General features: G+C 71.2%; 23 protein-coding genes. 4 read left to right on the top strand and 19 right to left on the bottom strand.

The features are described from left to right. Window positions 1-33: 33 nt before the first annotated feature. Genes ACZ4WS_RS26980 through ACZ4WS_RS26970 form a run of 3 tightly spaced genes read right to left on the bottom strand, consistent with a single transcriptional unit; the run spans window position 34 to window position 2,737 of the window. Window positions 34-753 carry a maleylpyruvate isomerase family mycothiol-dependent enzyme gene (locus ACZ4WS_RS26980; protein ID WP_467984201.1) on the bottom strand — a complete coding sequence of 240 codons (720 nt, stop codon included), beginning with the start codon at window positions 751-753 and terminating at the stop codon, window positions 34-36. Next, window positions 750-1,574: a fumarylacetoacetate hydrolase family protein gene (locus ACZ4WS_RS26975; protein ID WP_467984200.1), complete on the bottom strand. Its 825-nt coding sequence runs from the start codon at window positions 1,572-1,574 to the stop codon at window positions 750-752. The genes ACZ4WS_RS26980 and ACZ4WS_RS26975 overlap by 4 nt, the downstream gene beginning before the upstream one ends. 2 nt (window positions 1,575-1,576) lie before the next feature. Continuing rightward, the gene (locus tag ACZ4WS_RS26970; protein WP_467984199.1) at window positions 1,577-2,737 is read right to left on the bottom strand and encodes a cupin domain-containing protein; all 1,161 of its coding nucleotides are present in this window, start codon (window positions 2,735-2,737) and stop codon (window positions 1,577-1,579) included. A 69-nt stretch (window positions 2,738-2,806) separates the two neighbouring features. Between ACZ4WS_RS26970 and ACZ4WS_RS26965 the strand changes: the two genes are divergently transcribed. From ACZ4WS_RS26965 to ACZ4WS_RS26955, 3 genes are all read left to right on the top strand, one after another. Beyond that, a complete protein-coding gene (locus ACZ4WS_RS26965; RefSeq protein ID WP_467984197.1) occupies window positions 2,807-3,583 on the top strand; it encodes an IclR family transcriptional regulator in 777 nt (258 codons plus the stop codon). Between the two features lie 195 nt (window positions 3,584-3,778). After that, on the top strand, window positions 3,779-3,949 hold the full coding sequence (locus ACZ4WS_RS26960; RefSeq protein ID WP_467984534.1) for a hypothetical protein: 171 nt from the start codon (window positions 3,779-3,781) through the stop codon (window positions 3,947-3,949). Next, window positions 3,886-4,770 (top strand): MFS transporter, encoded by an 885-nt coding sequence (locus tag ACZ4WS_RS26955; protein ID WP_467984513.1) that lies wholly within the window; start codon window positions 3,886-3,888, stop codon window positions 4,768-4,770. The genes ACZ4WS_RS26960 and ACZ4WS_RS26955 overlap by 64 nt, the downstream gene beginning before the upstream one ends. A gap of 247 nt (window positions 4,771-5,017) precedes the next feature. Here the strand turns inward: ACZ4WS_RS26955 and ACZ4WS_RS26950 are convergent, their stop codons facing one another. The 13 genes from ACZ4WS_RS26950 to ACZ4WS_RS26890 all read right to left on the bottom strand — a co-directional run bounded on the left by ACZ4WS_RS26950 (window position 5,018) and on the right by ACZ4WS_RS26890 (window position 16,998). Next, window positions 5,018-5,221, bottom strand: coding sequence for a sigma factor-like helix-turn-helix DNA-binding protein (locus tag ACZ4WS_RS26950; RefSeq protein ID WP_467984195.1), 204 nt, complete (start codon window positions 5,219-5,221; stop codon window positions 5,018-5,020). 131 nt (window positions 5,222-5,352) lie between these two features. Beyond that, the gene (locus ACZ4WS_RS26945; protein ID WP_467984193.1) at window positions 5,353-6,414 is read right to left on the bottom strand and encodes an acetamidase/formamidase family protein; all 1,062 of its coding nucleotides are present in this window, start codon (window positions 6,412-6,414) and stop codon (window positions 5,353-5,355) included. Then, complete coding sequence (locus tag ACZ4WS_RS26940; RefSeq protein WP_467984191.1) at window positions 6,411-7,163, bottom strand: cysteine hydrolase family protein; 753 nt, start codon at window positions 7,161-7,163, stop codon at window positions 6,411-6,413. The genes ACZ4WS_RS26945 and ACZ4WS_RS26940 overlap by 4 nt, the downstream gene beginning before the upstream one ends. Beyond that, window positions 7,156-8,772 (bottom strand): amidase, encoded by a 1,617-nt coding sequence (locus ACZ4WS_RS26935; RefSeq protein ID WP_467984189.1) that lies wholly within the window; start codon window positions 8,770-8,772, stop codon window positions 7,156-7,158. The genes ACZ4WS_RS26940 and ACZ4WS_RS26935 overlap by 8 nt, the downstream gene beginning before the upstream one ends. Continuing rightward, window positions 8,769-9,197, bottom strand: coding sequence for a cupin domain-containing protein (locus ACZ4WS_RS26930; protein WP_467984187.1), 429 nt, complete (start codon window positions 9,195-9,197; stop codon window positions 8,769-8,771). The genes ACZ4WS_RS26935 and ACZ4WS_RS26930 overlap by 4 nt, the downstream gene beginning before the upstream one ends. 40 nt (window positions 9,198-9,237) lie before the next feature. After that, the gene (locus ACZ4WS_RS26925) at window positions 9,238-10,011 is read right to left on the bottom strand and encodes a creatininase family protein (protein ID WP_467984186.1); all 774 of its coding nucleotides are present in this window, start codon (window positions 10,009-10,011) and stop codon (window positions 9,238-9,240) included. Between the two features lie 2 nt (window positions 10,012-10,013). Continuing rightward, entirely contained in the window at window positions 10,014-11,411 is a 1,398-nt protein-coding gene (locus ACZ4WS_RS26920) for an FAD-binding oxidoreductase (protein ID WP_467984184.1), read from the bottom strand. Beyond that, window positions 11,411-12,580, bottom strand: a complete 1,170-nt coding sequence (locus ACZ4WS_RS26915; protein ID WP_467984182.1) for a substrate-binding domain-containing protein — start codon at window positions 12,578-12,580, stop codon at window positions 11,411-11,413. The genes ACZ4WS_RS26920 and ACZ4WS_RS26915 overlap by 1 nt, the downstream gene beginning before the upstream one ends. A gap of 54 nt (window positions 12,581-12,634) precedes the next feature. Next, complete coding sequence (locus ACZ4WS_RS26910; RefSeq protein ID WP_467984180.1) at window positions 12,635-13,567, bottom strand: ABC transporter permease; 933 nt, start codon at window positions 13,565-13,567, stop codon at window positions 12,635-12,637. Beyond that, complete coding sequence (locus ACZ4WS_RS26905) at window positions 13,564-14,310, bottom strand: ABC transporter ATP-binding protein (RefSeq protein ID WP_467984178.1); 747 nt, start codon at window positions 14,308-14,310, stop codon at window positions 13,564-13,566. The genes ACZ4WS_RS26910 and ACZ4WS_RS26905 overlap by 4 nt, the downstream gene beginning before the upstream one ends. Window positions 14,311-14,411: 101 nt before the next feature. Then, window positions 14,412-15,614, bottom strand: a complete 1,203-nt coding sequence (locus ACZ4WS_RS26900; protein WP_467984176.1) for an amidohydrolase family protein — start codon at window positions 15,612-15,614, stop codon at window positions 14,412-14,414. Then, window positions 15,611-16,498, bottom strand: a complete 888-nt coding sequence (locus ACZ4WS_RS26895) for an MBL fold metallo-hydrolase (protein WP_467984174.1) — start codon at window positions 16,496-16,498, stop codon at window positions 15,611-15,613. Before ACZ4WS_RS26895 ends, ACZ4WS_RS26900 begins: the two co-directional genes overlap by 4 nt. Continuing rightward, window positions 16,495-16,998, bottom strand: a complete 504-nt coding sequence (locus ACZ4WS_RS26890) for a flavin reductase family protein (RefSeq protein WP_467984172.1) — start codon at window positions 16,996-16,998, stop codon at window positions 16,495-16,497. The genes ACZ4WS_RS26895 and ACZ4WS_RS26890 overlap by 4 nt, the downstream gene beginning before the upstream one ends. Window positions 16,999-17,103: 105 nt before the next feature. Between ACZ4WS_RS26890 and ACZ4WS_RS26885 the strand changes: the two genes are divergently transcribed. Beyond that, window positions 17,104-17,697 (top strand): helix-turn-helix domain-containing protein, encoded by a 594-nt coding sequence (locus ACZ4WS_RS26885; protein ID WP_467984170.1) that lies wholly within the window; start codon window positions 17,104-17,106, stop codon window positions 17,695-17,697. A gap of 200 nt (window positions 17,698-17,897) precedes the next feature. On the opposite strand, the gene ACZ4WS_RS26880 is transcribed toward ACZ4WS_RS26885, so the two are convergent. The 3 genes from ACZ4WS_RS26880 to ACZ4WS_RS26870 form a co-directional block, all read right to left on the bottom strand. Further along, the gene (locus tag ACZ4WS_RS26880; RefSeq protein ID WP_467984167.1) at window positions 17,898-18,575 is read right to left on the bottom strand and encodes a ThuA domain-containing protein; all 678 of its coding nucleotides are present in this window, start codon (window positions 18,573-18,575) and stop codon (window positions 17,898-17,900) included. Window positions 18,576-18,639: 64 nt separating this feature from the next. Beyond that, window positions 18,640-20,391 carry a DUF2264 domain-containing protein gene (locus ACZ4WS_RS26875; protein ID WP_467984165.1) on the bottom strand — a complete coding sequence of 584 codons (1,752 nt, stop codon included), beginning with the start codon at window positions 20,389-20,391 and terminating at the stop codon, window positions 18,640-18,642. Window positions 20,392-20,455: 64 nt separating this feature from the next. Further along, window positions 20,456-23,353 (bottom strand): polysaccharide lyase family 8 super-sandwich domain-containing protein, encoded by a 2,898-nt coding sequence (locus ACZ4WS_RS26870; protein WP_467984164.1) that lies wholly within the window; start codon window positions 23,351-23,353, stop codon window positions 20,456-20,458. Window positions 23,354-23,410 lie beyond the last annotated feature (57 nt).

Genomic DNA, 23,410 nt, shown 5'->3' with positions numbered 1-23,410 from the left:
ATCTGTTCTTTCGGTCGCGGGGCAGGCCCCGGGTCAGAGCCAGGCGCCCAGCGCGGGGGCGGGCGTGCCGTCGGCGGTAAGCGGGCCGGCACCCCGTCCGGTCAGATAGGCCGCGATGTCGTGCAACTCGCCCGTGACCAGGGCGGCTTCACCGTCGCCAGGCAGGTCCCAGGCGGCGCCGGTGGCCGGTGCCCGCAGCGTCACGGCCGGGCCGGGGGCCGCGGCGCGCTTGGTGACGACGTCGTCGCACAGGGCGGTCAGGAAGCCGGCCGGGAGGTCGGCGAAGCCGGCGCCGGTACCGAAGTCGACGGCGTGGACGCATACCTCGCGGGCGCGCATCCACGGGAGCTCGGTGGCGGGGACGGTGCGGCCCTGGGCGGTGACGACCTCGTGCTGCCACTGCTCGTCGGTGAGCCGGTCCCATCCCTCGTCGAGCGCCTGCGCGGAGGCGGTCACCCAGGAGCTGAGCTCCTCGGCCGACATGCCCTCACCCTTGGCGATGCCGGCGGCGCGCTCCTCGGGGGAGGCGTACATCGGCGTCTCTTCGCCGGTGGCCGCCCAGTGCACCAGGTTGCACAGGGCATCGGCGTTGGCGGCGACGTGCGCCGCGAGGTGCTTGCGGGTCCACTCCGGCAACACGCTGGGGGCGGAGAAGCCGGCCTCGTCGAGTCCCGCGACGGCGTCGAGCAGCAGCTTGGTGCCCGTGCGGGCCCACTCGCGCGCGTCGGCGAACGTCCGCGTACCGTCCGTCATCCCTCGACCTTGTTGGTGCAGGCGCCCAGGCCGGCGATCTCGGTGACCACGGTCTGGCCGGGAAGCAGGAACACCTTGGGGTCGCGGGCGTTGCCCACGCCCGCCGGGGTGCCAGTGGCGATGATGTCGCCGGGCTTCAGGGAGATGACGGTGGAGATGTACTGCACCAGGAAGACCGGGTCGAACAGCAGCGTGCCGGTGTCGTCCTGCTGCATGACCTGGCCGTCGACGACCGTCTTGACCTCGAGCGCGGGGCGGACGCCGCCGACCTCGTCGGGGGTGACGACGTAGGGGCCGACCGGGGTGGAGGCCTCCCAGATCTTGCCCTGGGTCCACTCGATGGTGCGGAACTGCCAGTCGCGCACCGAGATGTCGTTCATGACGGTGAAGCCGGCGATGGCGTCGGCGGCCTGCTGCTCGTCGGCGCGGCGCACCTCCTTGCCGATCACGACGGCCAGCTCGACCTCCCAGTCGAACGCGTCGGTCTCGGCCGGCCTGACGATGTCGTCGCCTGCGCCCAGCAGGGTCTCGGCGAACTTCGGGAAGAGGGTCGGGTAGTTCGGCAGCTCCCGGCCCATCTCCTTGATGTGGTTGGTGTAGTTGTGGCCGACGCAGACAACCTTGGACGGGCTGGGGACGACCGGCGCGAAGTCCGCGCCCTCGACCGGGTAGGTGGTGCCGGAGGCGGCGGCGGACTTGGACTGCCAGTCGGCCTCGGCGAACAGCCGGCCCAGGTCGGCGTACCCGAGGTCGACGAGGACCTCGCCGTCGAGGCGGACCGCCCGGGTCCCGTCGGCGGTGCGGATGGTGGCGAGCTTCATGTTCAGGCGTCCTTCTGGGTGCGGTTGAGCTTGAGCGCCTCGAAGACGGGCGCGTCGGAGAAGCGGAACAGGTCGAGGGCGCCCTCGTCGGAGTCGGTCGCGCCGGCCTCGGACTTGGCGGAGAACGGCTCCCAGGACGGGACGACGAACAGGTCGCCGCGGCTGACCGTCCAGGACTCGTTGCCGACGGTCACCACGCCGGAGCCGTCGAAGACCTGGTAGACCGACGAACCGGTCTCGCGCACCGGCGCGGTCTCGGCGCCGCGGGCGATGCGGTGGAACTCGGCGCGGATGGTCGGCAGGACGTCGGAGCCGTCGTGCGGGTTGGAGTAGCGCACCGCGGCGTGGCCGGGCTCGACGGTGCCGCCGAAGCCCTCCTTCTCCAGCAGGAGCTGGTCGCCCAGGGCAGCGTTGGTGTACTCCCACTTGTAGGACAGCAGCGGGCTGCCCGGCGTGGCCGGGGCGGCCGACAGCGGACGCAGGCCCGGGTGGCCCCACAGGCGCTCGGAGCGCGACCGTTCCGGCGTGATCCGCTCGGCGTCGCTGATCTCGTCGCGGCCGAACTCGAAGAACTGCGCCTCGGTGTCGTACTGGAACGGGATGTCCAGGCCGTCGATCCAGGCCATCGGCTCGGAGGTGGCGTTGTGGTGGGCGTGCCAGTTCCAGCCCGCCTGCGGGAGGAAGTCACCGCGGTTCATCGGCACCGGGTCGCCGCCGACGACCGTCCACACACCCGAGCCCTCGACGACGAAGCGGAAGGCGTGCTGGGTGTGCCGGTGCTCGGGGGCGTCCTCGCCGGGCATGAGGTACTGGATGGCCGCCCACAGGGTCGGGGTGGCGAACGGCCGCCCACCGAGGGAGGGGTTGGCCAGCGCGATGGCCCGGCGCTCACCGCCGCGGCCGACGGGGACCACGTCGCCGGCCTGGGCTGCCAGCTCCCGCAGGCGCTCCCAGCGCCACAGGTGCGGCACGGCGCGCGAGCGCGGGTGGGCCGGCATCAGGTCGCCGATCTCGGTCCACAGCGGGACGAGCAGCTCCTGTTCGAAGCCCCGGTACAGCTCTTCGAGCGCCGGGGTGACCTCGGGCTGCCCCTCCGCGGAGACGGCCTGGAGCCGGACCGGGGAACCCGTGCGGATGTCTTGGGCGATGGAGGACTGAGTCACGCCCCACAGCGTGCGCCGTGTCCGCCAGAAGAACATATAGATTCTGGAGAGCAGAATCCGGAGGATGCCATGGACAAACCGCTCAAGACGCCGCCGCCCTACCCCATCGCCAGCGTGGACCACGCGCTGCGGGCGGCGACCATCCTGCAGATGGAGGGCGGCGCGACCGTGTCGCAGATCGCCGAGCGGCTGGGCGTGGCCAGGTCGACGGCCCACCGGGTCCTGGCGATGCTCGTCTACCGGGACTTCGCCGTACAGGGCGAGGACCGCGTCTACCGTGCGGGGCCGGTGCTGGAACTCGCCGCGCACTCCCAGTCCCTGGTGTCGCGGCTGCGCGCGGCGGCCCTGCCCCATCTGCACCGGGTCGTCGATCTTCTGGGTGAGACCACGAACCTGATCGTGCGCACCGGGGACACGGCCCGGTTCATCGCCAGTGTCGAGTGCCGGCAGGCACTACGGGTCGGTTCCCGGGAGGGCATGGTGTTCCCGGCCCACCGCACGACGGCGGGACTGCTGCTGCTCGCCGACCTCTCCGACGAGGAACTGGACGAGGTGTACGCCCCCGAGCGCTACCGCGACCGCCCTGGCGACCGCCCCGATCTCTCCCGGCTGCGGACCGAGTTGAGGCGTCTGCGTCGCAACGGGTTCGCCGTCAACCAGGAGCGGTCCGAACGCGGTCTCGTCGCCGTCGGCGTGCCGGTGCGCGACCGGGACGGCACCGCGCTGGCCGGTCTGTCGGTGTCCATGCCCAGCGTGCGCTACGACCCGCATCGCCTCCAGCCCCTGGTCGCCGCCCTGGACGCCACGGCGCACGCCCTGGAGAAGGACCTGGCCGAGCAGCGCTGATCCCCTGACCGCACTACGGCGTGGCGGTTTCCCTTACATGGAGACCACTCGCAAATCGAGTGTCATTCTCCACGGAATCGCACCCGACTCGCGTCGTGCCCTTCTCCCCCCACCGCGCACGCAGAGCCGAGGCTTCCACGCTCTCAAGGCTCCCGTTTTCGGGATGCCCGCCTTTCCCAGCCAGGGAGAACAGCAATGACGCTCAACAACGGGACGACGACGTCCCCGGGCCCAACCGCGGGGGCCGCCCGGACACCGGGCTGGACCACCCTTCCCGTCATGCTCGCCTTCGCCCTCGGCATCTGCTTCCTCGCCGGGTTCGTCGTGGTGGAGCTGGGGGCCGAGAATCCCCGATCTTCGACCTGACCCTGTTCCGCAACCGGGCCTTCACCGTGTCGTCCGTCGTCGCGGTCATCGGCATGTTCGCCTTCCTCGGCGCCTGCTTCGCGACGAGCATGTGGCTGGGTCCCGTGCAGCAGCAGGACCCGATCCGCGTCGCGATCCCCTTCCTGCTCCTCCAGGGGCCCGCCTTCCTGCTCATTCCGATCGTCTCGCGGCTCCTCCACCGGGTCGCCGCGTCCTGGCTGCTGACCTCCGGGTTCGTCCTGATGGCGATCGGCTGTCTGCTGTGCACCCGGCTGGACGTCACCGACCCGGGACTCGGCGCGTTCGTCACGCCCGCCCTGCTGACCGGCATCGGTTTCGCCCTGACCGTCAGCTCGGTGACGGCCGTGGCGCTGAACAGCGTGCCCCCGAACCTGGCGGGCATGGCCAGCGCCACCACCAACATGCTGCGCGACCTCGGCTTCGCCCTCGGCCCCTTCGTCGTCGGCGCGGTCGCCCTCAGCAACGCGGGGTCGGCGTTCGCGGCGAACCTGGCCGGCGCGGACCTGCCGGCCAGTCAGACGGCAGCGGCACGCGAGATCGCCGAGGCCGGAGGGCCTGTCGCCGTGAACAGCCTGCCGTCCGGCGCCCCGGGATCCGCGGCGCACGGTCTGGCCCTGGACGCCCTGGGCAGCGGCTTCAGCACCGCCTACCTGATCTGCGGCGTGGCGGCCGCCGCCGCGGCGGCCCTGACCGCCTTCGGCATGATCGGGGTCCACGCCCATCGTTCTGCCGAGGACGAGGTATCCGCACTGCTGCCTCCGGGAAGCGCCGGCAGGCCGGAACCGGCCCCCACCGTGTAGGCGGCCCGGCCGCAGGGCTCCCCGAGCGGAGCTGCGCAGCGGGAGGGCACCGGTCACGACGGCCGGTGCCCTGCCGCGCTCCCGGACACGGCAGGTCCCCGCGCTTCACGCTGGGCACGGGCACCGGCGTTCACCCGGGCCGAGCCCCCCGCACTAAGGGCTGTCCCACCGGGAGCGAGACCGACGGCACCGCCCAGCACGCCGTCACTGGGCAAGGAGGACAAGGGGTGAGCCGTCCGACGCCCCATCAGAATGAGCGTCGCAGGAGCGTCACCACGCGCGCCCAGCGCCACCGTCCGCACCTGCGCCCGGCTGCGCACTGACCGACCGGTACCTCGCAGGCTGCGGCGATCTCCTGGTAGGAGGTGACGCCGCTGAAGTGCCGCAGCATCAGCACCAGCCGCAGCTGCTGCGGCAGCTCCTTCACCGCGTCCCGGATCCAGTCACGCATCGCGTGCTGCTCGATGAGCCGCTCAGGGTGGGACGGCTCGTGATCGCGAAGGTGCCACCGGCGTGATGTCGCCTGCAGTCGAGACCTGAGATCCAGGCTCGCTCCCCTGGCAGAGCGCGAGCAGTGTGGCGTCAGAAGGTCAGGTCCGCCTTGGAAATGCGGCAGTGGACGCCCTTGACGATGTCGACCACCTGGGAGACCTGGAAGTCGGCGGCCGCGCTGAGGTAGGCGAGGGCAACCGGGCCGGGGACGGAGAAGCGCTCGTCGAGGAGGGTGAGGGCGTCGCGTACGGCATGGCGCATCGCCTCGTCGAGGTCGGTGTCCAGGCCCATGACGATGTGCTCGGTGTCGGTCTCGGCGAAGGGGGCGCGCAGGCGGGATGCGAGTCGGCGGAGGGCGGGGTCGCGGTGGACGGTGAGGCGGAGGGTCGCGCGCAGAGGGGCTTCGAAGGCGGTGAGGGCCACTTCGCCGTCGCCCTGGGAGAAGTGCGGGTCGCCTGCGTAGAAGAGGGCGCCCTCGACGGCAACGGGGAGGAAGAGGCGGGCGCCGACGCCCAGGTGGCGTACGTCGAGATTGCCTCCGTGCGGGCCGGGAGGCACCGAGTGGACCGGATCTTCGGTGGCGGGAGCGGTGCCCATGATGCCGAGGAAGGGGCGAAGGGGGAAGCGGATGTCGCGACCGTCGCCGACCGGGAGGCGGCCACGGCCGTCGTCGCCGACCGTGGCGACCAGGCTGACCGGGTCGGGGCCGGGGCCCTGGGGGTATTCGCCGGGGAGCGCGCCCTTGCCGTGGCGGTTGCTGATCACTCCGTAGGGGGCGCGGCGGCGCAGGCGGAGGACCTCGACTTCCAGTACGTCGCCCGGCTCGGCCCCCTGGATGTGGACAGGGCCGGTGACCACATGCGGGCCGTGGGCGGCGGCGTCGTGGAGGCGGGTGGAGGAGGCGAGTTCGGCCGTGTCGTGGAGGATGCCGTGGATTCCGGCGGCGGCGAAGAAGGCGGCCGGGTCGCGGCCCTGGTCGGCGAGGATGCCCTCGTGGCTGATCGTGTCGAGAGTGACGCTCGCGCCTGAAGGCACCGAAAGGGACGGCTTGGAAAGGGCGTTGGGAAGCAGGCCCCAGTGGACCGCGGCCGGGTCGGCGGGGAGGTAGTGGTCGCCGTCGACAGGGCCCCGGTGGGGCTGGAGGAGGGTCACAGGGCTTCCTGGAGGTCGGCGGCGGTGAGGGTGAAGCCGAAGCACTGGCGGACGTTGTAGACGGTGGCGTCCATGCAGTACGCGGGTGAGGTGGTGGCCACCGCGTCCTCCAGCATCAGCACGTCGTAGCCGAGGTTCGCCGCGTCCATGAGGGTGGCGAGGACGCACTGGTCGGCGTTGACTCCGGCGAACAGGAGCGTGTCGGCGCGGAGATTGCGCAGGACGCTGTCGAATTCGGTGTCCTGGAAGCCGCTCATGCGGTACTTGGCGATGTGCAGGTCGCCGGGTGCCGCAAAGAGGGGTGCGGTGATGTCGGCGGACGCGCTGTCGCGTTCCAGGACCCTTGCCCCGGTGGGCAGTTGGGAGCCGATGCCGCCTCCGGTTCCCTCCTGGTCGTAGACGTGGAGGACGCCGGGCGGGAGGTTCGCGCGGTCGGGGCGGTTGCCCCAGTTGAGCCAGACGACGGGGACGTCGGCCGCCCGGAGGGCGGGGAGGAGCCTCTGGAGTACGGGGATGGGGGTGCGGGCCGGGGACACGTCCACGCCGATCGAGGCCAGCCAGCCGTCGGGCGAGCAGAAGTCGTTCTGCATGTCGATGACGACGATGGCCGTTGAGGCCAGGTCGAGCGTCAGGATTTGGGGCTGAGCCTCCACGGTCACGGGGCGGGCCGGGCGCTGCGGGCGGCGAAGGTCGACGTGTGTGGCGTCCGCGCGCCAGGAGTTGCGGGAGTTGGGGCCGATTTCATGCATGGGTCAGCTCCAGGAGGGCGTGGTCCGTGCCCGGTGCGCCGATCGCGCAGAGGCCGACCGGGAGGTCGCGGACCCGCAGCCGGGGCATGGTGACGGCGGGCAGCCCGGCGAGCGAGGCAAGGCAGGTGAGGCGGAGGGTTGCGGCTCGTACGGTCTCGACCTCGGCCGGTGTCGCATCGTCGCGGGGGGCCGGGCTGCTCGTGGCGGGGAGAAGGAGCGCGGTGCCGGGCGGGAGGGCTTCGACGATGACCGAACGGGCGGACAGGAGCCCGGAGGTGGCGTCACGCACTTCACCCTCCGTGACCTGGCTCCCCCCGGCGAACCGGGCCTCGATGTCGGCCCCCAGCGCGCCTGGGTGCTTCTCGATCCACTCCCCGTGCGCGGCCCACGCCTCGGCCGCCTGGACGGTACGGAAGGCGGGCAGCCACTCCTCCAGGTGTGGGGCCATGCCGGTGTCGGTCCGTACGAGCTCCAGGCCGGTGCGGAGGGAAAGCGCCCGGCATGCCGCCTCAAAGGATGCCTGGACCTCGGGTTCGGCGAGCGCGGTGAGGGCGTCGTCGACCAGAAGCGTGGTCATCGGGGCTTCGTCGTCCCGGGGCAGGAGCACCTTCGCCGCTGTACGCAGCAGGTAGGGGTCCCGGGCAAGCAGTCCCGCCGTGTCGAACGACGGGGCCAGCGGGAGCAGGCCGCCGGTGGGGACGGCTCCGTGGGTGGGGCGCCAGCCGTAGAGGCCGCAGTAGGAGGCGGGGACCCGGATCGAGCCCGCGGTGTCCGTGGCCAGCCCCAGGTCCGCCCAGCCGCGGGCGACCGCCGCCGCCGGGCCGCTGCTGGAGCCGCCGGTGATCCGGCCGGGGGCAGCGGGGTTGACGGGGGTGCCGTAGTGGATGTTGGTCCCGGCGAGGCTGAAGGCGAGTTCGTCGGTTTGGGCGATCCCGGCCAGCTGAGCGCCTGCGCTGAGCAATTCCCTTACAGCGTCGGCGTGTTGGGGCTCCACCAGCGCTTCGGCCAGCCACTGCGGGTTACCCCCGCCGATCCGCTGTCCGGCAACGGCGAAGAGGTCCTTGACGGCGGTACGTGCACCGGCGAGCGGCCCCGCCTCCGCCCCGGCGACCAGCGGCTCGCCCACGACCCGCCACACCGCGGAGTCCGGAGCCTCGTCCGCCACCGGCTCCGGCACCGCGCTGACGTGCGCGGCCGCGATCCGCCAGCCCTCCCCCGTCAGCCGCCACACCTGTGTCTGCATCCCGCGCGCCCCGCCGGCCCGCAGCGTTTCGGCGGTCAGTACGGCGACGTCCTCGGCGATCCGCACCTCATGGACGCGCTCGACCGTACGGGCCGGGGCTCCCCCGCTGCGGCCGCGACGGAAGTCCGAGATGGCCGCGTGCCCGCTCAGCACCGTGGAACCCTCGGCGCGCACCGTGTCCGGGGCGTCCAGGAACCAGTGGTCGAGGCCCGCCACGTCATTGGCGCCGAGGGCCTGTTCGTACGACCAGAAGGCGTCGAGCAGTTCGCTGCGGTTCGCCCCGTCAGTGCGGTGGGGCGTGGCGGGGCGGCCTGCTTGTCCGGCCGGGGGTCCGGGGGTTGCCCCCCGGGAAGGCACCGTGCTCATCGGGCAGCTCCGAGTACGGCCAGGTCCGCGTCGTCGAGCACCGCGAAGGGGCCGCGCTGGATCAGGTCGGCGAAGCCCTCGTCGGGGGACATGATCGTGAGGGTGTAGAGCCGCTCGGTGGCCGAGGTGTTGGTGATCCGGTGCTTGGATCCGACGGGCAGGACCAGTACATCGCCGGGTGCGAGATCGCGTTGGTGCTCGTCGCTGACCGCGCGGCCCTCGCCCGCGAGCACCACGAAGGTCTCCACGGACTCGGGGTGCCAGTTGAGCGGCTGGGCGCCGCCCGGCTCCCACACCTCGAAGACGACGGTGGTCGGTGAGCCGTCGGCCGGACCGGTGAGGACGGCGAGCTTGACCGTGTCGCCTGCGGTGATGTGGTGGGCGGTGATCTCGCTGAGCGGCTTGTGGAGCGGGGGGATGGCCATGGCGGGTGTCCTCGACGTCAGGCGGTCGGACAGATGGTGGTCAGGCGGAAGGCAGGAAGCGGGCGCATTCGCGCAGTGCGGCCGCGTTGTTGGCGATGGCGGTGTCGACGAGCTTGCGGCCGAGTTCGGGCGTGGCTCCGGTGGGGTCGCCGATGACGCCGTTGCCCGTACCGAAGTCGTCGCTGGTCCAGCCGAAGGAGACGGACTTGCCGAAGCCGATGTGCTCGTAGGCGGTCAGGTGTTCGGGGACACTCCGCTCGGCCAGCGACATGTCCACCGTATCCGGGTGGAGGTGCAGCATCGCCGCGGTCTCGTTCAGCCCGCCGTGCACGCCAAGGCCCAGCTCGCCGGCGGATGACGCGCCGCCCTGGTCCGCGGGCAGCGCGGCGTGCAGCAGAAAGGTGAACAGGCCGTACTTGGTGCGTAGTTCACGCAGGGCGACTCCCAGCAGCGCGCTGTTGCCGCCGTGTGCGTTGAGGAACGCGAGCCGCCGGACGGGGCCCTTGGCGAGGGACCGTCCGAGGTCGTCCAGTACCGCGAAGAGCGTCGAGGCGCTGAGCCACAGCGTCCCGGGCGACCAGGCGTGTTCGTCGGACTTGGCGTACGCAAGGCCCGGCAGCAGTGTGATGTCGCAGCTGTCGGATGCGGCCAGGGCGGCGCCCTTGGCTATCGCCTCCGCCATGAAGTAGTCGGTGGCGACAGGCAGATGGGGCCCGTGCTGTTCGATCGCGCCGACGGGGAGGACGGCCACGGTGTCGGCGGACAGGTCGGTGACCGACGGTCCGCTGAGGTCGGTGAAGCGGGTGAAGGTCATCGTCAGTGCGCTCCCAGGAGGTGGCCGGGGTTGAGCAGCCCCAGCGGGTCGGCCGTGCGGGCCGCGGCGCGGGCGAGGTCGAGGCGCCGGTCGACGTACCAGTTGTGGACGTCGTGGACGCCGACGCCCAGGGCCTCCAGGGCGGCGATCCCCTCGTACACGGTGGCTTCGTCCTGGTAGTGCGCCATCAGCATGCCGACGGTCCCCGAGCGCATCCCCTCCAGGTGCAGCACCGTCCCGGGGAAGACTGCCTTGACCGCTGCCGGGTCGCCGAGCAGTACGTCGCCGCCGATCTCCAGGTGGAAGTAGCCGTCCTGGGCCTTCATCAGGTGGTACGTGGGGTGGTTGAAGGAGAGCGAGGAGATGAGAGCCGGGCCGCGCGGTGCGGGACGTACCTCGGTCACCCGGCCGCCGTGCTTCTCGATGATCGCCCGGGCGTCGTCCTCGGCCCGCTCCTCGATGATCGCGCGGACGCTCAGCGCGGCCGGGTCGAGGGCCGGGTCGGCCTCGAAGGTCTCGACGAGGCCGGGCTCGTCGAGGGAGACCAAGCGCGGGGCGGGCTCCAGGCGTACGAGGTCGGAGAGCGCGGCCGTGGCGGAGGTCCAGGTGTCGAAGGAGGTGAAGAGGCCGGTCCAGACGCGGGCCGGCTGAAGTGCGACGGTCGCGGTCGTGGTGATGCCGGTGGTGCCGTAGGCGTGGATGTACGGGAGGGCTTCCTCGCCGCGTACGGTGAAGGGCTCGGCCTCCGCCGTGCACGGGACGACGGTCAACTCCCGTACAAAGCCGTCCCCGTTGGTGCCGTTGGCGAGCGATCCCGTGCCGCCGTTCCCACCGCAGAGGAAGCCGCCGAGCGATGTCCCGAAGGTGGAGGGGAACATCCACAGCTCCTGGCCCAGCGTGCGCGCATGCGCCTCCAGGTCGGACATCTTTGCACCCGCCTCGGCCCTGATCCACCCGTCGCCCGCGCCCAGGATGCGTCCGCATCCGGTGAGGTCGAGGACGGCGCCGCCGTGGAGCGGGATCGCCTGGCCGTAGTTGCCGGTGCCTTTGCCGCGCGGGGTGAGCGGGATGCGCAGGCGGTGGGCGAGGGCGACGAGGGGCTGGATCTGCTCGTACGACGACGGGCGCAGCACCACCTCGGCGCGACCGGCGGGGAGCTTGGCGGCGAGGATCGGCGACATGTGCGCCCAGTCGCGGGACGCCTTGTCGAGGGCGGAGTCCTCGCGTACGACGGCATCCTCGCCCAGGAGTGCGGCGGCCTCCGTGCAGAATTCCTCGATGCCGGGGGTGCGGTGCGTGGTACCTGCTCCGGCGTCCAATACCGCCTCGTCCACGACCAGTTCGGTCATCCGGCGCAGTTCGGCAGCGGAGAGAGTCGTGTTCTTGGGGTCGACGGCCATCACTTCATTCCGATCTTGGTGTCGATGAATTCGTTGGTCGCCAGGTCATCGGCGCTCAGCCCGGCCGGGATCTTGACGCCGCCCTTGGTGAGGATCGGCCCGAAGGTCTTCAGGGAGTCGGCGACGCGCTTCTTGTCGAAGCTCCCGATCGATCCGTCGGCCTCGTTGCCGAGGATGCCGAGCCTGACCATCTCCTTGGCGGCGTACTGGCCGGTGCCCTTGGAGTAGACCCAGCTCGTGCCGTACTGCTTCACGATGTCGTCGATGAGCGTGACCGCGGTGTCCGGTGCGGCGGCGAAGTCGGCGGCCGACTGCTGGATGACGGGGACCAGCTTCTTCAGGCAGGGGCTGAGCTTCTTCAGCGCACCGGTGCGGACGGAGAGTGCCTCCGGGTAGACGGTGTAGCCGACATCGGACAGCAGCTGGAACTTGACCGGCTTCTTCCAGGCGGCGACCTCGTGCTCATAGATGTACGGTTCCGCGGTCGCGAAGCCCTGCTGCGCGATGGAGGGGTCGGCGACGAAACGGGACGGCGCACTGTCGTAACTCCCGTCCAGCTGGCTCTTCTTGATGAGCCCCTTCGCCACCAGCATCGGGGCGAAGACCTCGCCGTCGCGGTACACGACCTTGGCGCCGCTCTTGCCGATGTCGGCGACGGTCTTCCAGCCCGGGTGGGTCTTGGGGTCCCACATCAGGACCTGCGGACTCTTCTTCATCAGCGCGGCGACCGCGGTGACGGGCCGCTTGCCCGCTGTCTGGATGGCGCTGTCGGTGGTGACCATGCCGAGGGTGATGGACTGGTCGATGTACATCTCCGAGGCGGGCGTCTGGTACCCGACGGCCGAACCGCCCGCCCGTACCTGGATCTTGACGCCGGTGTCCTTGCCGCCGATGACGAGGGGGCCGGTGACCCGCTTCTTGTCGGTGTCGACGGTGTAGCCGGGGCCGACGAGGTTGTAGATCGGACCGTGTTCGGCCTCGGGCTCCCAGTCGGCCTGGACGACGACGGTGGCGGGACAGACCTTGTCGAGACGCTGGGCAGCGGGGGCGGGCTTGAGGTCGGCGGACGAACCGGCGGCGGTGGTGGCGCCGGCGCCGCAGCCGGTGGCGGCGAGGAGGAACGTGGTACTCAGTCCCGCAACAAGGCTTCTTCTGACGGAAATTGGCATGGCTGTCTCCCGGGAGGGGCTCTGACGAGGAAGCGGAGAGGGGGTGGGGCCGGCTCAGCTGCGGCCGGACGCGTGCCAGGAACCGACGGCGAGGCGGGACAGGAACGTGAAGAGCGCGAAGACGGCGACCCCGAAGAGGGAGGCGAGGATGATCGCGGCGAAGAGGTCCTCGGACTGGAGGCGTGAGCGGTAGACGTCGAGGAGGGTGCCGATACCGGGCGCGCCCTGCTTGAAGAACATGTCGCCGACGATCGCGCCGATGACGGAGAGCCCGGAGGAGGTGCGCAGCCCGGTGAAGATGGCGGGGAGCGCCGCGGGCAGTTCCAGCTTGCGCAGGCGGGCCCAGCCGCTCGCCTTCTGGAGAGTGAAGAGGTCGTGGTGGGCGCGGTCTACGGACTGCAGTCCGAAGAGGGTGTTGGCGATCAGCGGGAAGAGGGCGATGAGGACGCAGACGACGACCCGGCTGGTGAAGCCGAAGCCGAACCAGAGGCCGATGAGGGGGACGATGGCGAGGATCGGAACAGTCTGCAGGATGACGGCGTACGGATAGAGGGAGCGCTCCAGCCAGCGGGCACGGCTCATCACGACGGCCCCGGTGATCCCGAGGGCGGCAGCGATGGCGAGTCCGGCGAGGGCGACCTGCGCGGTGAGGGCGAGGGCCTGGAGCATGGGCTGCAGGTGGGTCCGGTCGAGGACGGCGACCTGGAGGACCTGGTGCGGGGGCGGTACGAGGAAGCGGCGGGCGGGGGCGAGGAGCAGGTAACTCACCGCGTACCAGAGGCCGATGGCGACGACGAGCGAGCCGATGGGGGCGAGCAGGGCGACGGGGCCCCGGCGGGTGCGGGCGGGCGCCTCGACGGCTGGGGAAGTCGCGACCGTGGCGTCGACGGCAGCCGACTGGTGCGCGGGGGTCTTCGCCTCGCGGGACGGGGCGGCAGTGGTTGCGTGGGCAGTCGGCGCGTCGGCGGCCGAGGTGTTCGTGGTCACTGGGCGTCTCCTCGCAGGGCCTCGGAGACCGCGCCCGCGATCGCGGCGAACTCCGGTTCGTAACGGAGCGATGCGGGCCTGGGGTGGGCGAACGGGACCTCGAACTCGGCGGTGATGCGTCCAGGTCGGGCCGACATCACCACGACCCGGTTGGCCAGGAAGACCGCCTCGGTCACCGAGTGGGTGATGAAGAGACCCGCGAATCCCGTCTCGGCGAAGATCCGCTGGAGCTCCTCCTGCATACGAAGCCGGGTCATCTCGTCCAGCGCACCGAAGGGTTCGTCGAAGAGGAAGAGCGCGGGGCGCATCATCAGCGCGCGAGCCAGCGACACCCGCATCCGCATCCCGCCCGAGAGCTGCCCCGGCAGCTGCTTCTCGAAGCCGTCGAGGCCGACGAGGCGGATGGCATCCATGGCGTGCTCGTGCCGTTCGGTCTTGGGGCGGCCGGCCAGTTCAGCCGGCAGCGCCACATTGGCGAGGACGCTGCGCCAGGGCAGCAGGGTGGCGTCCTGGAAGACGTAACCGACGTCCCCGCCCGGGGTGTCTATCTCCCCCGCGCTGGGGGCATCCAGCCCGGAGGCCAGCCGCAGCAGTGTGGACTTGCCACATCCGGAGGGGCCCACGACCGCCACGAACTCCCCCGCCCCGACGCGGAGATCCACACCCGAGAGCGCGGTGGTCCCGCTGTCGAAACGCTTGTCGACGGCTGCGAAACTCAGCGCCGCCTGCACTGCTGTCGCCACGTCAACTCCTTCCTCCAGGACTGTGATGCATTCACCGATGTTCGTAGCATCAACATTCATTGTTTCGGGGGGATGTCCCAGGCGTTTACGCCCGGGACCAGTCAGAGCGCTTCGCGGATCACCGTGGTGCGACTCACCGCTCGCCCGCCCTTGAAGACGATCCGGTCCGGGTACGAGGCTCCGACGGCCCCGGAGAGGGAGTCGGCCCGTACGGCGAGGAGGTCGGCGATCGCACCCTCGTACGGCCCTGCGGCGGGTAGCCCGAGGACCGTGCGGGCGCCGGTGGTCACCGCGTGGACGGCCTCGGGCAGCGTCAAGTGCCCTGCCGCGACGAGGAGTCCGGCGGTCTCCAGGGGGTCGGCCCTGCCCACCGGGTTGAAGGGGTCGCGGATGTTGTCGCCGCCCCCGGCCAGGGGCACGCCCGCGTCCAGGAGGGCGCGTACGGCGGTCAGACCTCGCGGGGTGCGGGCAGGGGTGTCGCGGCCCTGGAGGTAGAGGTTGGTGAGCGGCAGTGCGACGACCGCGATCCGGGATGCCGCCGCCTCCTTGGCGATCCGGGCGGCCTCGGCCGGGTCCAGGCCGCCCAGTCCCACGCAGTGGCTGGCGGTCGCACCGTGGGCGAAGCCCCGCTCGCGTACCGCCTGGGCGAGCAGCAGCAGATCCTTCGGGTCCGGACGGAGATGCTCGTCCGCATGCAGATCGACGCCTACGCCGTGCCGCTCGGCGATGGCCAGGGCGCGGGCGACAGCGGCCTGCGGGTCGTCGGAGAGGTGCGGGCAGCCACCGAGCAGGTCGGCCCCCGACTCCAGCGCCTCGTCGAGGACTTCGTCGGGCGCCTCAACGTGCAGTACGGCGATCTGCAGTGCGACCCGCTCGCTCAGCTCCGCGCGCAGCCGCAGCAGCGCCCGCAGCCCCCGGAGCGGATCGGGGCCGGGCAGGACGTCGGCGTGGGTGCGGACGGCGGTGGCACCGTTGGCGACCAGCTCGTGCAGCGCGCGGCGGGCTCTGACCAGCACATCCTCCTCCGTTACCCGCTCGGCATAGCCGTGCCAGGCAGCGACCGCCCCCGGCAGGTCGCAGGGCGGCGCACCGGCCAGGTCCCAGGTGAGGGCCTTGTCGAGGTGGGCGTGGGGTTCGGCGGGGGCGGGCAGCAGCAGGAAGCCGGAGAGGTCCATCTCCTCGCACGGGGAGGGGAGTTGACCGGTCGGCGCGACGGCCGACACCCGCCCGTCCTCGATCAGTACGTCCCGGACCTGACCTTCGGGCAGCCGCGCGCCGCGCAGCAGCAGTGCCGTCGCCGTCATCGTGCCTCCTCGTTCTCCGGTGCGGTGAGTACCGCGAAGCCGTCGAAGGCGTGCCACATCGCGGGCGCGCCGAACATGTCCTGGCGGCGGACCGGGCGGGTTTGTCCGCGTGCCACCCGGCCGAAGGCTTCGGCGACCCGTCCCACGAAGCAGTGGTCCTCACGGTGGCGGAGGTTGTGCCCCAACAGGGCTGTTCTGACCGGGAGTTCGGCCAGTCGCCGGGTCGATTCGGCGAAGGCGGGTACATCGGCGCCCGGCACATGGGCGAAGAAGGTGCCGCTGATCAGGGTGTCGCCGGCGAGGAGCAGGCCGCTCTCCGGCTCCCAGAGGCAGATGCCGTCGGGCGAGTGCCCGGGGGTGTGCAGGACGTGCAGCCTCCGCCCGCCCAGGTCGAGCTGCTCCCCCTCCCTGAGCAGCCGGGTCGGGCGCACCGCGTCGATACGCCACTGGGCCAGCTCGGGGACGGGCCGCACCTCGATCCGCGAGTCGGTGAGGAAGAAGCCCTCGGCGGAGAGTGCGCTCAGCTCGATGTAGCGCTGTCGCATGTCCTGGGCGATGTGCTCGTACGCCTCGAGCCACTCGCGCGGTGCGGGCTCGCCGTGCAGGTCCGCGCCCGCCTCGTGGACAGCGAAGTCCTTGGCCTCGCCCACAAGCGAGGCGTTGCCGCCCCGGTGGTCGTAGTGGTGGTGGGAGTTGACGACGAGCAGCGGCAGCGAGGTCAGTGCGCGCACCTCGCGCCCGATGTCCCCGATGCCCATCCCGGTGTCGTACAGCAGGGCGAGGTCGTCACCCACGACGAGATAGCTGTTGACGTGCCCGGGCTCGGCGATGAGGAACGTCCCGGGTGCGGTCTCCCGCACGGAGAACCAGTCGCGCCCGCTCATGCGCCGACGCCGTGGTAGCGGCGGGCGTGGTGGACGAGAGCACTGACCCCGCCCTGCCCGGGGATGATCTCCTCGATGTCGGCTATCAGCAACAGGTGGTCCCCGGCCGCCACCTCTTCCCGTACGCGGCACAGCACGGCGTACGTGCTCTGCGCGAGCAGCAGCGGGACGTCTCCCTCCCCCGCCGTCCACTCCAGCCCGGCGAACCGGTCGGCGACCGGATCGGCGAACCGCCGCGAAACGGATTCGCCGTCCGCGGCAAGAATGTTGAGGGCGAACCTGCCGCCGCCCTGGAGCAGCGGCAGGGTGCGGCTGCCGCGCTGGACACCGATCGCGATCAGCTGCGGCGTGCGGCTGAGGCTCATCACGGCGGTGCTGGTGAATCCGGCAGGTGTGCCATCGGTTGCGGTGGCGGTGACCACGCAGACGCCGCCGGCGAGGGCGGCCATGGCATCGAGGAATCCGGCCGTGGCGGGTCGGTCAGCGGTGGTCGCGGTCATTCGAGCTCCTCGCCTAAAATGTTCGTCACATCAACATTGAGCGTAGGAGACATGTGTTTCGCGGGAGTAAATCCCACCCTGAAGTGACCGCTTAGGATTTCCGCCATGGCAGACCGCCCCACCGAATCCCCCGCCGATCCGGACCAGCAGCTCGGTAACGCGATCCGTCAGCTGCGCAAGAAGCGCGGCCTCACCCTTGTCCAACTCGCGGGCAGCGCGGGCCTTTCGCACCCCTTCCTCAGCCAGCTGGAGCGCGGGCTGACCCGCCCGAGCATGCCCTCGCTGCACCGGATCGCCCAGGCGCTCGGCACCACCCAGCAGGCCCTGCTGGCGCACTCGGCCACCTCCCCCGCCGACATCCATGTCGTACGGGAAGGGACCGGCACCCCCGTCGCCAACAGCGGCGGCTCGGCCCGGATGCTCGGGGCACCCCAATTCGCCGTCCACCCGGTCGAGTACACCGGAGGACCCACCGGCTTCGAGGAGTACTACGACCACCCGGGCGACGAGTTCCTCTATGTAGTGCACGGCGCGATCGAGGTCGACCTGCTGGGCCCCGGCGGCCGCGAGCTGCACCGGCTCTCGGCCGGAGACAGCCTGCTCTACCCAGGCGGAACCCCGCACCGCTGGCGGGTTCTGACAGAGGATCAGGACATCCTCGGGGTGCGCATCCTCGCCGTACAGAACGCGCCTCGCTAGAACGCCGAACCAGGAGCGACGGGACAGCGCAGAAGGCCCGCGCCCCTGGCTCCGGATCGGCCGTACTCGACAGCCAGGGTGGCCGGTTCGCCTTCCCCTGCGGGGAGTGGCACGCACTCAGGCATGCCTTCGCGCTGATGGGTCAGGCGTGCTGCGCTGTCCCTTGTACGTCGCCCGAGCGCCGTCTCGGGCGACGCCTTTCACATAGAATGCCCCGACAAACGCTCCGTTCCCTCCGGCCAGGAGGCGACCCATCGCAGGGCGCCGAGCAGGTGGGCCCGGAAGACCGGGTCGCCGTAGGCCTCGGTCGCATGGCCGAGCGCGGTGTAGAAGCTGCGTCCGCGGCCGTGGCGCCGGTGCCAGACGAGGGGATGGCAGACGCCCATACCGCCGCCGGTGTAGGTCGCTTCGTCGACGGTGGCCAGGACAGTGACGTCGCGGGGTGGTGTCCTGAAGTCGTACCACTCGTCGGTCCAGTGCCATTGCCGGGGAAGGTGTGCGGTGGCCGGGTGCGAGCGGTCGACGGTGAGTACGGCCGGCTGCACCGGGGGATGTCCGGCGAACCTGGCGCCGAGGAGTTCGCCGTAGGCGGGCCACTCGTACTCGGTGCAGGCGGCGGAGTGAACGCCCAGGAATCCCCCGCCTCCCGCGAGGTGATCGAGCAGTGCCACCCGGCCCGGTTCGTCGAGGACCTCACCGCTGGTCGACAAGAACACGACCGCGTCGTACCCGTCGAGGGAACGCAGCGGCTCCTCGGTGGCGTGGACCTTGAAACCGTGCTCGGCGCCCAGCTCGCCGAAGGCGGCGACGGCGGCGGGAATGGACTCGTGCCGGTATGCGGCGGTCGCTGTGTACACGAGAACCTGTCTGGTGGACATGCACGCTCCAGTGCTGGAAAACGATCTTTATCGCCACCCGCTGACCCTTCTGATGGCGCTGTCATCACCGGCGGGTGAGGGAAACACGGCAGCGCAGGGTGTGCTCGCCGGGATCGAGGACGCCTCGAAGAGCCGGAAGGACCGTGCGCGGGTGCAGGAGATGGGAGCCCGGCATCTGCAGCACGACGACGCCGTCGCGTGGCGGCTCGTCGGCCGTCAGGCAGACGATCTCGCTGACGGCCGTGTCGGCCGTCGCCCGGGCCAGGCCGGGGCGCTCCGTGACGTTGTGGGGCGTCGCCCCGAGGCCGGTCTTCGGGACGCAGAACCCGCCTTCGGCCGTGCACAGCCGACGCCCGGTGGTGATGCGGTGCTCGCGGACGTGCCCGCCGCCGTCGTGCCACAGTCGCGTTTCGACGACCACGTCCGGCCACGGCTGCCAGCGCACGACGAGGGTTTCGCCCTCGATCCGGGACTCTCCGGCGGAACGCGCACGCCAGGATTCGCCGTCGTCGGACAGGGCCAGCGCGCTGTCGAAGCCGCCCTGCTCCAGGGACGGTTCACCGGTGGGCACGCTGACCCCGGCGAGGGTGGAGTAGGCGAACTTCGCGTACTTGGCGTTCCCGCCACGGGGGTTCCAGCCGGGCGCGTTCTGCCCGGCGAGCGTGACGACATCCCCCGCCGCGTCCCGCGCGACGATCATCGCCGCGGCCGGTTGCGGGCTGACGCGAGGAGGCAGGTCCGACGCGGGCGTCGCCGTCCAGAACGGATGATCGTCGGCCGCGGCGAGGCTCGCGAAGATCTTCATGCCCCAGTACGGTGACCCGCCGGCCATGTACTGCTCGACGACACCGGTGTTCGGGTAGGCGTAGCCGACAGTGAGGGAGCCGTCCTCGGCAAGGATCGGCTGCTGCCACCACCAGCCGAGGTTGCGCTGTGCCAGGGTGCGCGCGGTGGCCCAGTCGACGGCGGGCAGGTCGGCCGCGGCCAGTGCCGACCAGAAGGAGCCCTGGGCGAACCGGTAGCCGAGGCTGCGGCCGAAGGGCACGGCGGCTCCGTCGGCGGCGAACCAGTGCTGGAAGTGCGCCGCGAACTCGGTCGCCCGCTGCCCGTAGCGTCGGCGCCGCTCGTCGTCGACCGCTTTCAACGACGCCAGCAGGAGCCCGTAGAAATGGAACCCGAACGGGACGTAGTAGTCGCGGGAGCCGGGCCGCTCGGGCGTGCCGGGCCCGTCGGCATACCAGCCGTCGCGCAGTGCGAAGTCCTCGATGCGATCCAGGTGCGCGGCCACCCGCGCCTCGTCCACGGGTACGCCCACCGAACGCAGTCCGACGGCGGCGAGCACAGGGAAGAAACACCAGTTGTTGTCAAAGGGTGTTGCCGACGCCGCCGCCGACAGCCAGTCGGCGAGCTGTTCCCGCTGCCGTTCGGTGAGGGGATCCCAGAGTTGGTCCTTCGCGACGGCGAGGGCGTAGCCGACGGCGGCGGACTCGACGAGGCGCTGGTCCATGTCGGCCGGTCGGCCGACGTACCAGGGATGTTCGGGGTCGACGGCGGCGGTCAATGCGCGGCGCAGTTCGTCCCACTGCCGGTCCGCGCCGGACAGGCCGCCGGCGGCGTGCCCGGCGAGTCCCCACAGCGGGCGGGCGACGAGTTCGAACCAGACCGCCCCACGGTCGCTCATGCTCGGGTGGACCGGCATGCGCTCGGGCCCGGCGGCAGCCGTGCGCGTGGCCGGTGCGGCAAGGGCGAGCAGCGCGTCGGCCCAGCCCTCCCGGGTGGTGGGGGCTGGGCCGAACAGCTGTGACGGGGTGGGCATGGCCGCCATCGTATGGATCAAGCCCGCGATGTGCAACCGGTTTCCTACGTTTCCATCAGCCGGATCATCCCGTGATGACCTGCAAGAACGGCGGATTCGTGGAGTTGGTCCGGCTGGCCAGGAGGACGAGGAGCCCGGCCGAGGCCTCGGCGAGGGCGACCGTCGCGGTCCGGTCGCCGGCGTACTGGGTCTGGATGTGGCTGGTGACGTCGATCGGGATCCAGTCCTTGGCGCTGCCGATCGAGCCGGACGAGAGCGCGCTGCCCAGGGCCGGCTGGGTGTTCCAGGTCAGGCCGGTCTCCGTCCAGCTGTCGCTGCTCACCGCGTACCCGGTGACGGTGGCCTGGGTGCCGGCGGAATCGGAGGTGGCCCCCTGGACCCACAGCACCGCGCGCCTGGGTGTGGCCGTCAGGCCGGACAGGTCGAACTTGAGGAAGGACCGGCGGTTGTAGCCGGTGCCGCTGGCGGTCTTGAGGTCCAGGTCGGTGGTGCTGCCGTAGTTGGTGGTGGCGTAGGAGCCGTCGCGGACGTACGCGTCCGCGGTCGGGGTGAGCTTGGTGTATCCGCCGGCGGTGACGGTCGTGCCGGTGCCGAACGTGATGGTGCGGGAGGCGCCCTGCGCGCCGCCGACCTCCACGATCAGCGTGATGGGGGACAGGCCGACGACGCTGACGCCGTCGTCCGCGGTGGCCTTGGTGTATCCGCTGCGGTCGATGGTGACGGTGACGGTGGCGGCGGCGCGGGTGGGGTCGGCGACGCTGACCGCCAGCGTGCCGCCGGACTCCCGGATGAGGACGGAGCAGGGGGCCGAGACGGTGATCGGGCCCGCGGTGCCGGCGGCGAAGAAGTTGGCGGCGGTCACACCGGTGGCGGTGTCCGTGACCGCCTGGCTGGAGCTGGTGTTGGCCAGGACGCTCACCGTCGGGGAGGCGGCGCGGGCGGCGGTGACCGTGGACGTGGCGCCGGGCAGGAGGATGTAGCTGTAGGCGGCGGCGGTGGGATCGGTGCCGTGGTCGAACCACAGGGTCAGGTAACGGCGGGTCAGAGAGGTGGTCGAGCTCTCGGTGTTGATGTCGCTCCAGGCGCCGGTGCGGGCCTCGCGCAGTGCCTTCACGGTGGCCCCGCCGAGGAAGACGTAGCCGCCGACCCCGTTGATCGACGCCCAGGAGGCGCCGGTGAAGGTGGCGGACCAGCCTTGTGTGGTCGACTGGCTGACCCCGTCGACAACCAGCGCGTTGGAGGCGGTGGCGCCGAGGTTGCGGTTGTCGGCAGTGGTCTCGACGGTGTATCCGTCGGTGGCCGTTATCCCGGCGCCCAGGCAGACGACCTGATCGTCGAGGCAGAACCAGGACTTCTTGGCGACGAGTGTGGAGCCGAGGCCGCGGGTGTCCTGGCCGAGCGCGCTGTAGGTGCCGTCGGTGGCGCCGCCGACCCAGACGACGCCCGAGGACGGCGCCGGACGGGAACCGCCTTGGCCGTCCGACAGCGGGATGCGGGACACGGTCGTGCCGGGCAGGCGGTAGGGGTCGACGGTCGGCCAGTATGCGTCGGAGTACTGGCCGTTGCCGTAGGTGCCGCCCCACCAGTAGGTCATTCCGGAGCTGGTGTGCCAGCCGTGCAGGTTCTCGCCGTTGATGCACTCGTAGAACGCGGTCCGACCTGAGCACATGGAGACTGCGAGGGCCCAGGAGCCGCGGCGGTGGGTGGCGCGGTCCATGCTGCCGAAGACCCGGGCGGCGACCGGTTCGGCGGTCGGGGTGATCGAGGTGTCCTCGAGAACGGACTTGCCGAGTGCCAGGACGGGAAGCGTCTGGTACGAGTCCTCGAGCAGCGGTGCCCAGTAGTCGCGCTCCAGCCAGCCTCTGGCCATCGCGTTCCACGTGGCGGCCTCGGTGGCCGAGGCGGCGTCCGCCAGCATCAGGATGCTTCCGATGATGAGATGGCCGCGAACGTGGTCGTCCTGCTGATTCCCCAGCGGATTGTCGACGACCTTGACGCCGCGGCTGATCGCCCGCCCGGACACGCCGTCCATCATCAGCCCGTTGAACAGGAACGGGGCGAAGGCGTCAGTGACGGCATCGAAGAGGAGCTGCCGGTTGTCGTCGGTCACCTCCCAGCTCGATCCCGCCAGCAGCGACAGCAGGCCGGCCAGTCCGCTGATCAGAACGGAGCCGTAGGACCCGGTGTAGGGCACGGTGGTGTGCTGGATGAACGAGCCGTCGGCGTAGAACCCGTCGCCACTGTTGACCAGCGGGAACACCGGTGAGAGTCCGGCGACCCCTGTGGTGATCTTCGCCGAGCTCTTGGCGAGGACGCCGCGCAGGATGAGCACGCGGCACAGGTCGACCCGGTTCGCTCCGGTGCTGACCCCGCTGTAGGAGGAGACCGCCGAATCCGGCACGAAGGCGTCGATCGCCTCGTAGTAGTCGGCGAGTTGGCCGCTGCTGAGCTCGGCGTACAACAGGCAGGCGATGTCCAGCGAGAGGCGCGGTGCGCCGATCTGCCAGTCCCACCAGTTGTCGTAGGTGGTGGTCGTCGGGGTGTAGGCGTTGGCGTACATCCAGTCCAGGCCGGTCAGGACGTCGGAGAGGAGATCGGCGTCCCCGGTCAGCCCGGTGCCGTCGAAGGCCCACGCCTGGGCCATCCACTTCAGACGCACATAGCTGGAGGTGACGTTGCCACTGACGCTGCCGACCGGCAGGTCGTCCCAGAGCGACCCACTGGTCGGGTTCATGTCAGTCAGGAAGCCGGTCGCGGTGCTGCCGATGAGGGCGAGGAGGGTGGCGAACGGCTCGTCCGAGGAGTCGTAGCCGGTACCCAGCAGGGTCTTGTCGATCCAGCGCAGGCGCAGGGTGTCGTACTCGTCGGCGGCGAAGGCCGGCGGCGCACCGGTCGCGGCCAGGCCCAGGGTGATGCCGGCCGTGGCGGTGGCGACTTGCAGCAACTGTCGGCGAGTGAGCATCGGGGATCCCCTCCGCACCCCGTGCGGGGTGGGTCAGGCGGACGCAGGCGTCCGCGG

Source organism: Streptomyces sp. NPDC029292 (assembly GCF_055569295.1).
The sequence above is the reverse complement of the archived record's forward strand: the minus strand, read 5'-3'. Positions and strand labels throughout refer to the sequence as shown.

What these genes read in the sequence shown, in the direction of transcription:
- ACZ4WS_RS26980 (WP_467984201.1), bottom strand. Translation starts at nt 753, where the DNA reads ATGACGGACGGTACGCGGACGTTCGCCGACGCGCGCGAGTGGGCCCGC.
- ACZ4WS_RS26975 (WP_467984200.1), bottom strand. Translation starts at nt 1,574, where the DNA reads ATGAAGCTCGCCACCATCCGCACCGCCGACGGGACCCGGGCGGTCCGC.
- ACZ4WS_RS26965 (WP_467984197.1), top strand. Translation starts at nt 2,807, where the DNA reads ATGGACAAACCGCTCAAGACGCCGCCGCCCTACCCCATCGCCAGCGTG.
- ACZ4WS_RS26960 (WP_467984534.1), top strand. Translation starts at nt 3,779, where the DNA reads ATGACGCTCAACAACGGGACGACGACGTCCCCGGGCCCAACCGCGGGG.
- ACZ4WS_RS26950 (WP_467984195.1), bottom strand. Translation starts at nt 5,221, where the DNA reads ATGCGTGACTGGATCCGGGACGCGGTGAAGGAGCTGCCGCAGCAGCTG.
- ACZ4WS_RS26940 (WP_467984191.1), bottom strand. Translation starts at nt 7,163, where the DNA reads ATGCATGAAATCGGCCCCAACTCCCGCAACTCCTGGCGCGCGGACGCC.
- ACZ4WS_RS26935 (WP_467984189.1), bottom strand. Translation starts at nt 8,772, where the DNA reads ATGAGCACGGTGCCTTCCCGGGGGGCAACCCCCGGACCCCCGGCCGGA.
- ACZ4WS_RS26930 (WP_467984187.1), bottom strand. Translation starts at nt 9,197, where the DNA reads ATGGCCATCCCCCCGCTCCACAAGCCGCTCAGCGAGATCACCGCCCAC.
- ACZ4WS_RS26925 (WP_467984186.1), bottom strand. Translation starts at nt 10,011, where the DNA reads ATGACCTTCACCCGCTTCACCGACCTCAGCGGACCGTCGGTCACCGAC.
- ACZ4WS_RS26920 (WP_467984184.1), bottom strand. Translation starts at nt 11,411, where the DNA reads ATGGCCGTCGACCCCAAGAACACGACTCTCTCCGCTGCCGAACTGCGC.
- ACZ4WS_RS26915 (WP_467984182.1), bottom strand. Translation starts at nt 12,580, where the DNA reads ATGCCAATTTCCGTCAGAAGAAGCCTTGTTGCGGGACTGAGTACCACG.
- ACZ4WS_RS26900 (WP_467984176.1), bottom strand. Translation starts at nt 15,614, where the DNA reads ATGACGGCGACGGCACTGCTGCTGCGCGGCGCGCGGCTGCCCGAAGGT.
- ACZ4WS_RS26895 (WP_467984174.1), bottom strand. Translation starts at nt 16,498, where the DNA reads ATGAGCGGGCGCGACTGGTTCTCCGTGCGGGAGACCGCACCCGGGACG.
- ACZ4WS_RS26890 (WP_467984172.1), bottom strand. Translation starts at nt 16,998, where the DNA reads ATGACCGCGACCACCGCTGACCGACCCGCCACGGCCGGATTCCTCGAT.
- ACZ4WS_RS26885 (WP_467984170.1), top strand. Translation starts at nt 17,104, where the DNA reads ATGGCAGACCGCCCCACCGAATCCCCCGCCGATCCGGACCAGCAGCTC.
- ACZ4WS_RS26880 (WP_467984167.1), bottom strand. Translation starts at nt 18,575, where the DNA reads ATGTCCACCAGACAGGTTCTCGTGTACACAGCGACCGCCGCATACCGG.
- ACZ4WS_RS26875 (WP_467984165.1), bottom strand. Translation starts at nt 20,391, where the DNA reads ATGCCCACCCCGTCACAGCTGTTCGGCCCAGCCCCCACCACCCGGGAG.
- ACZ4WS_RS26870 (WP_467984164.1), bottom strand. Translation starts at nt 23,353, where the DNA reads ATGCTCACTCGCCGACAGTTGCTGCAAGTCGCCACCGCCACGGCCGGC.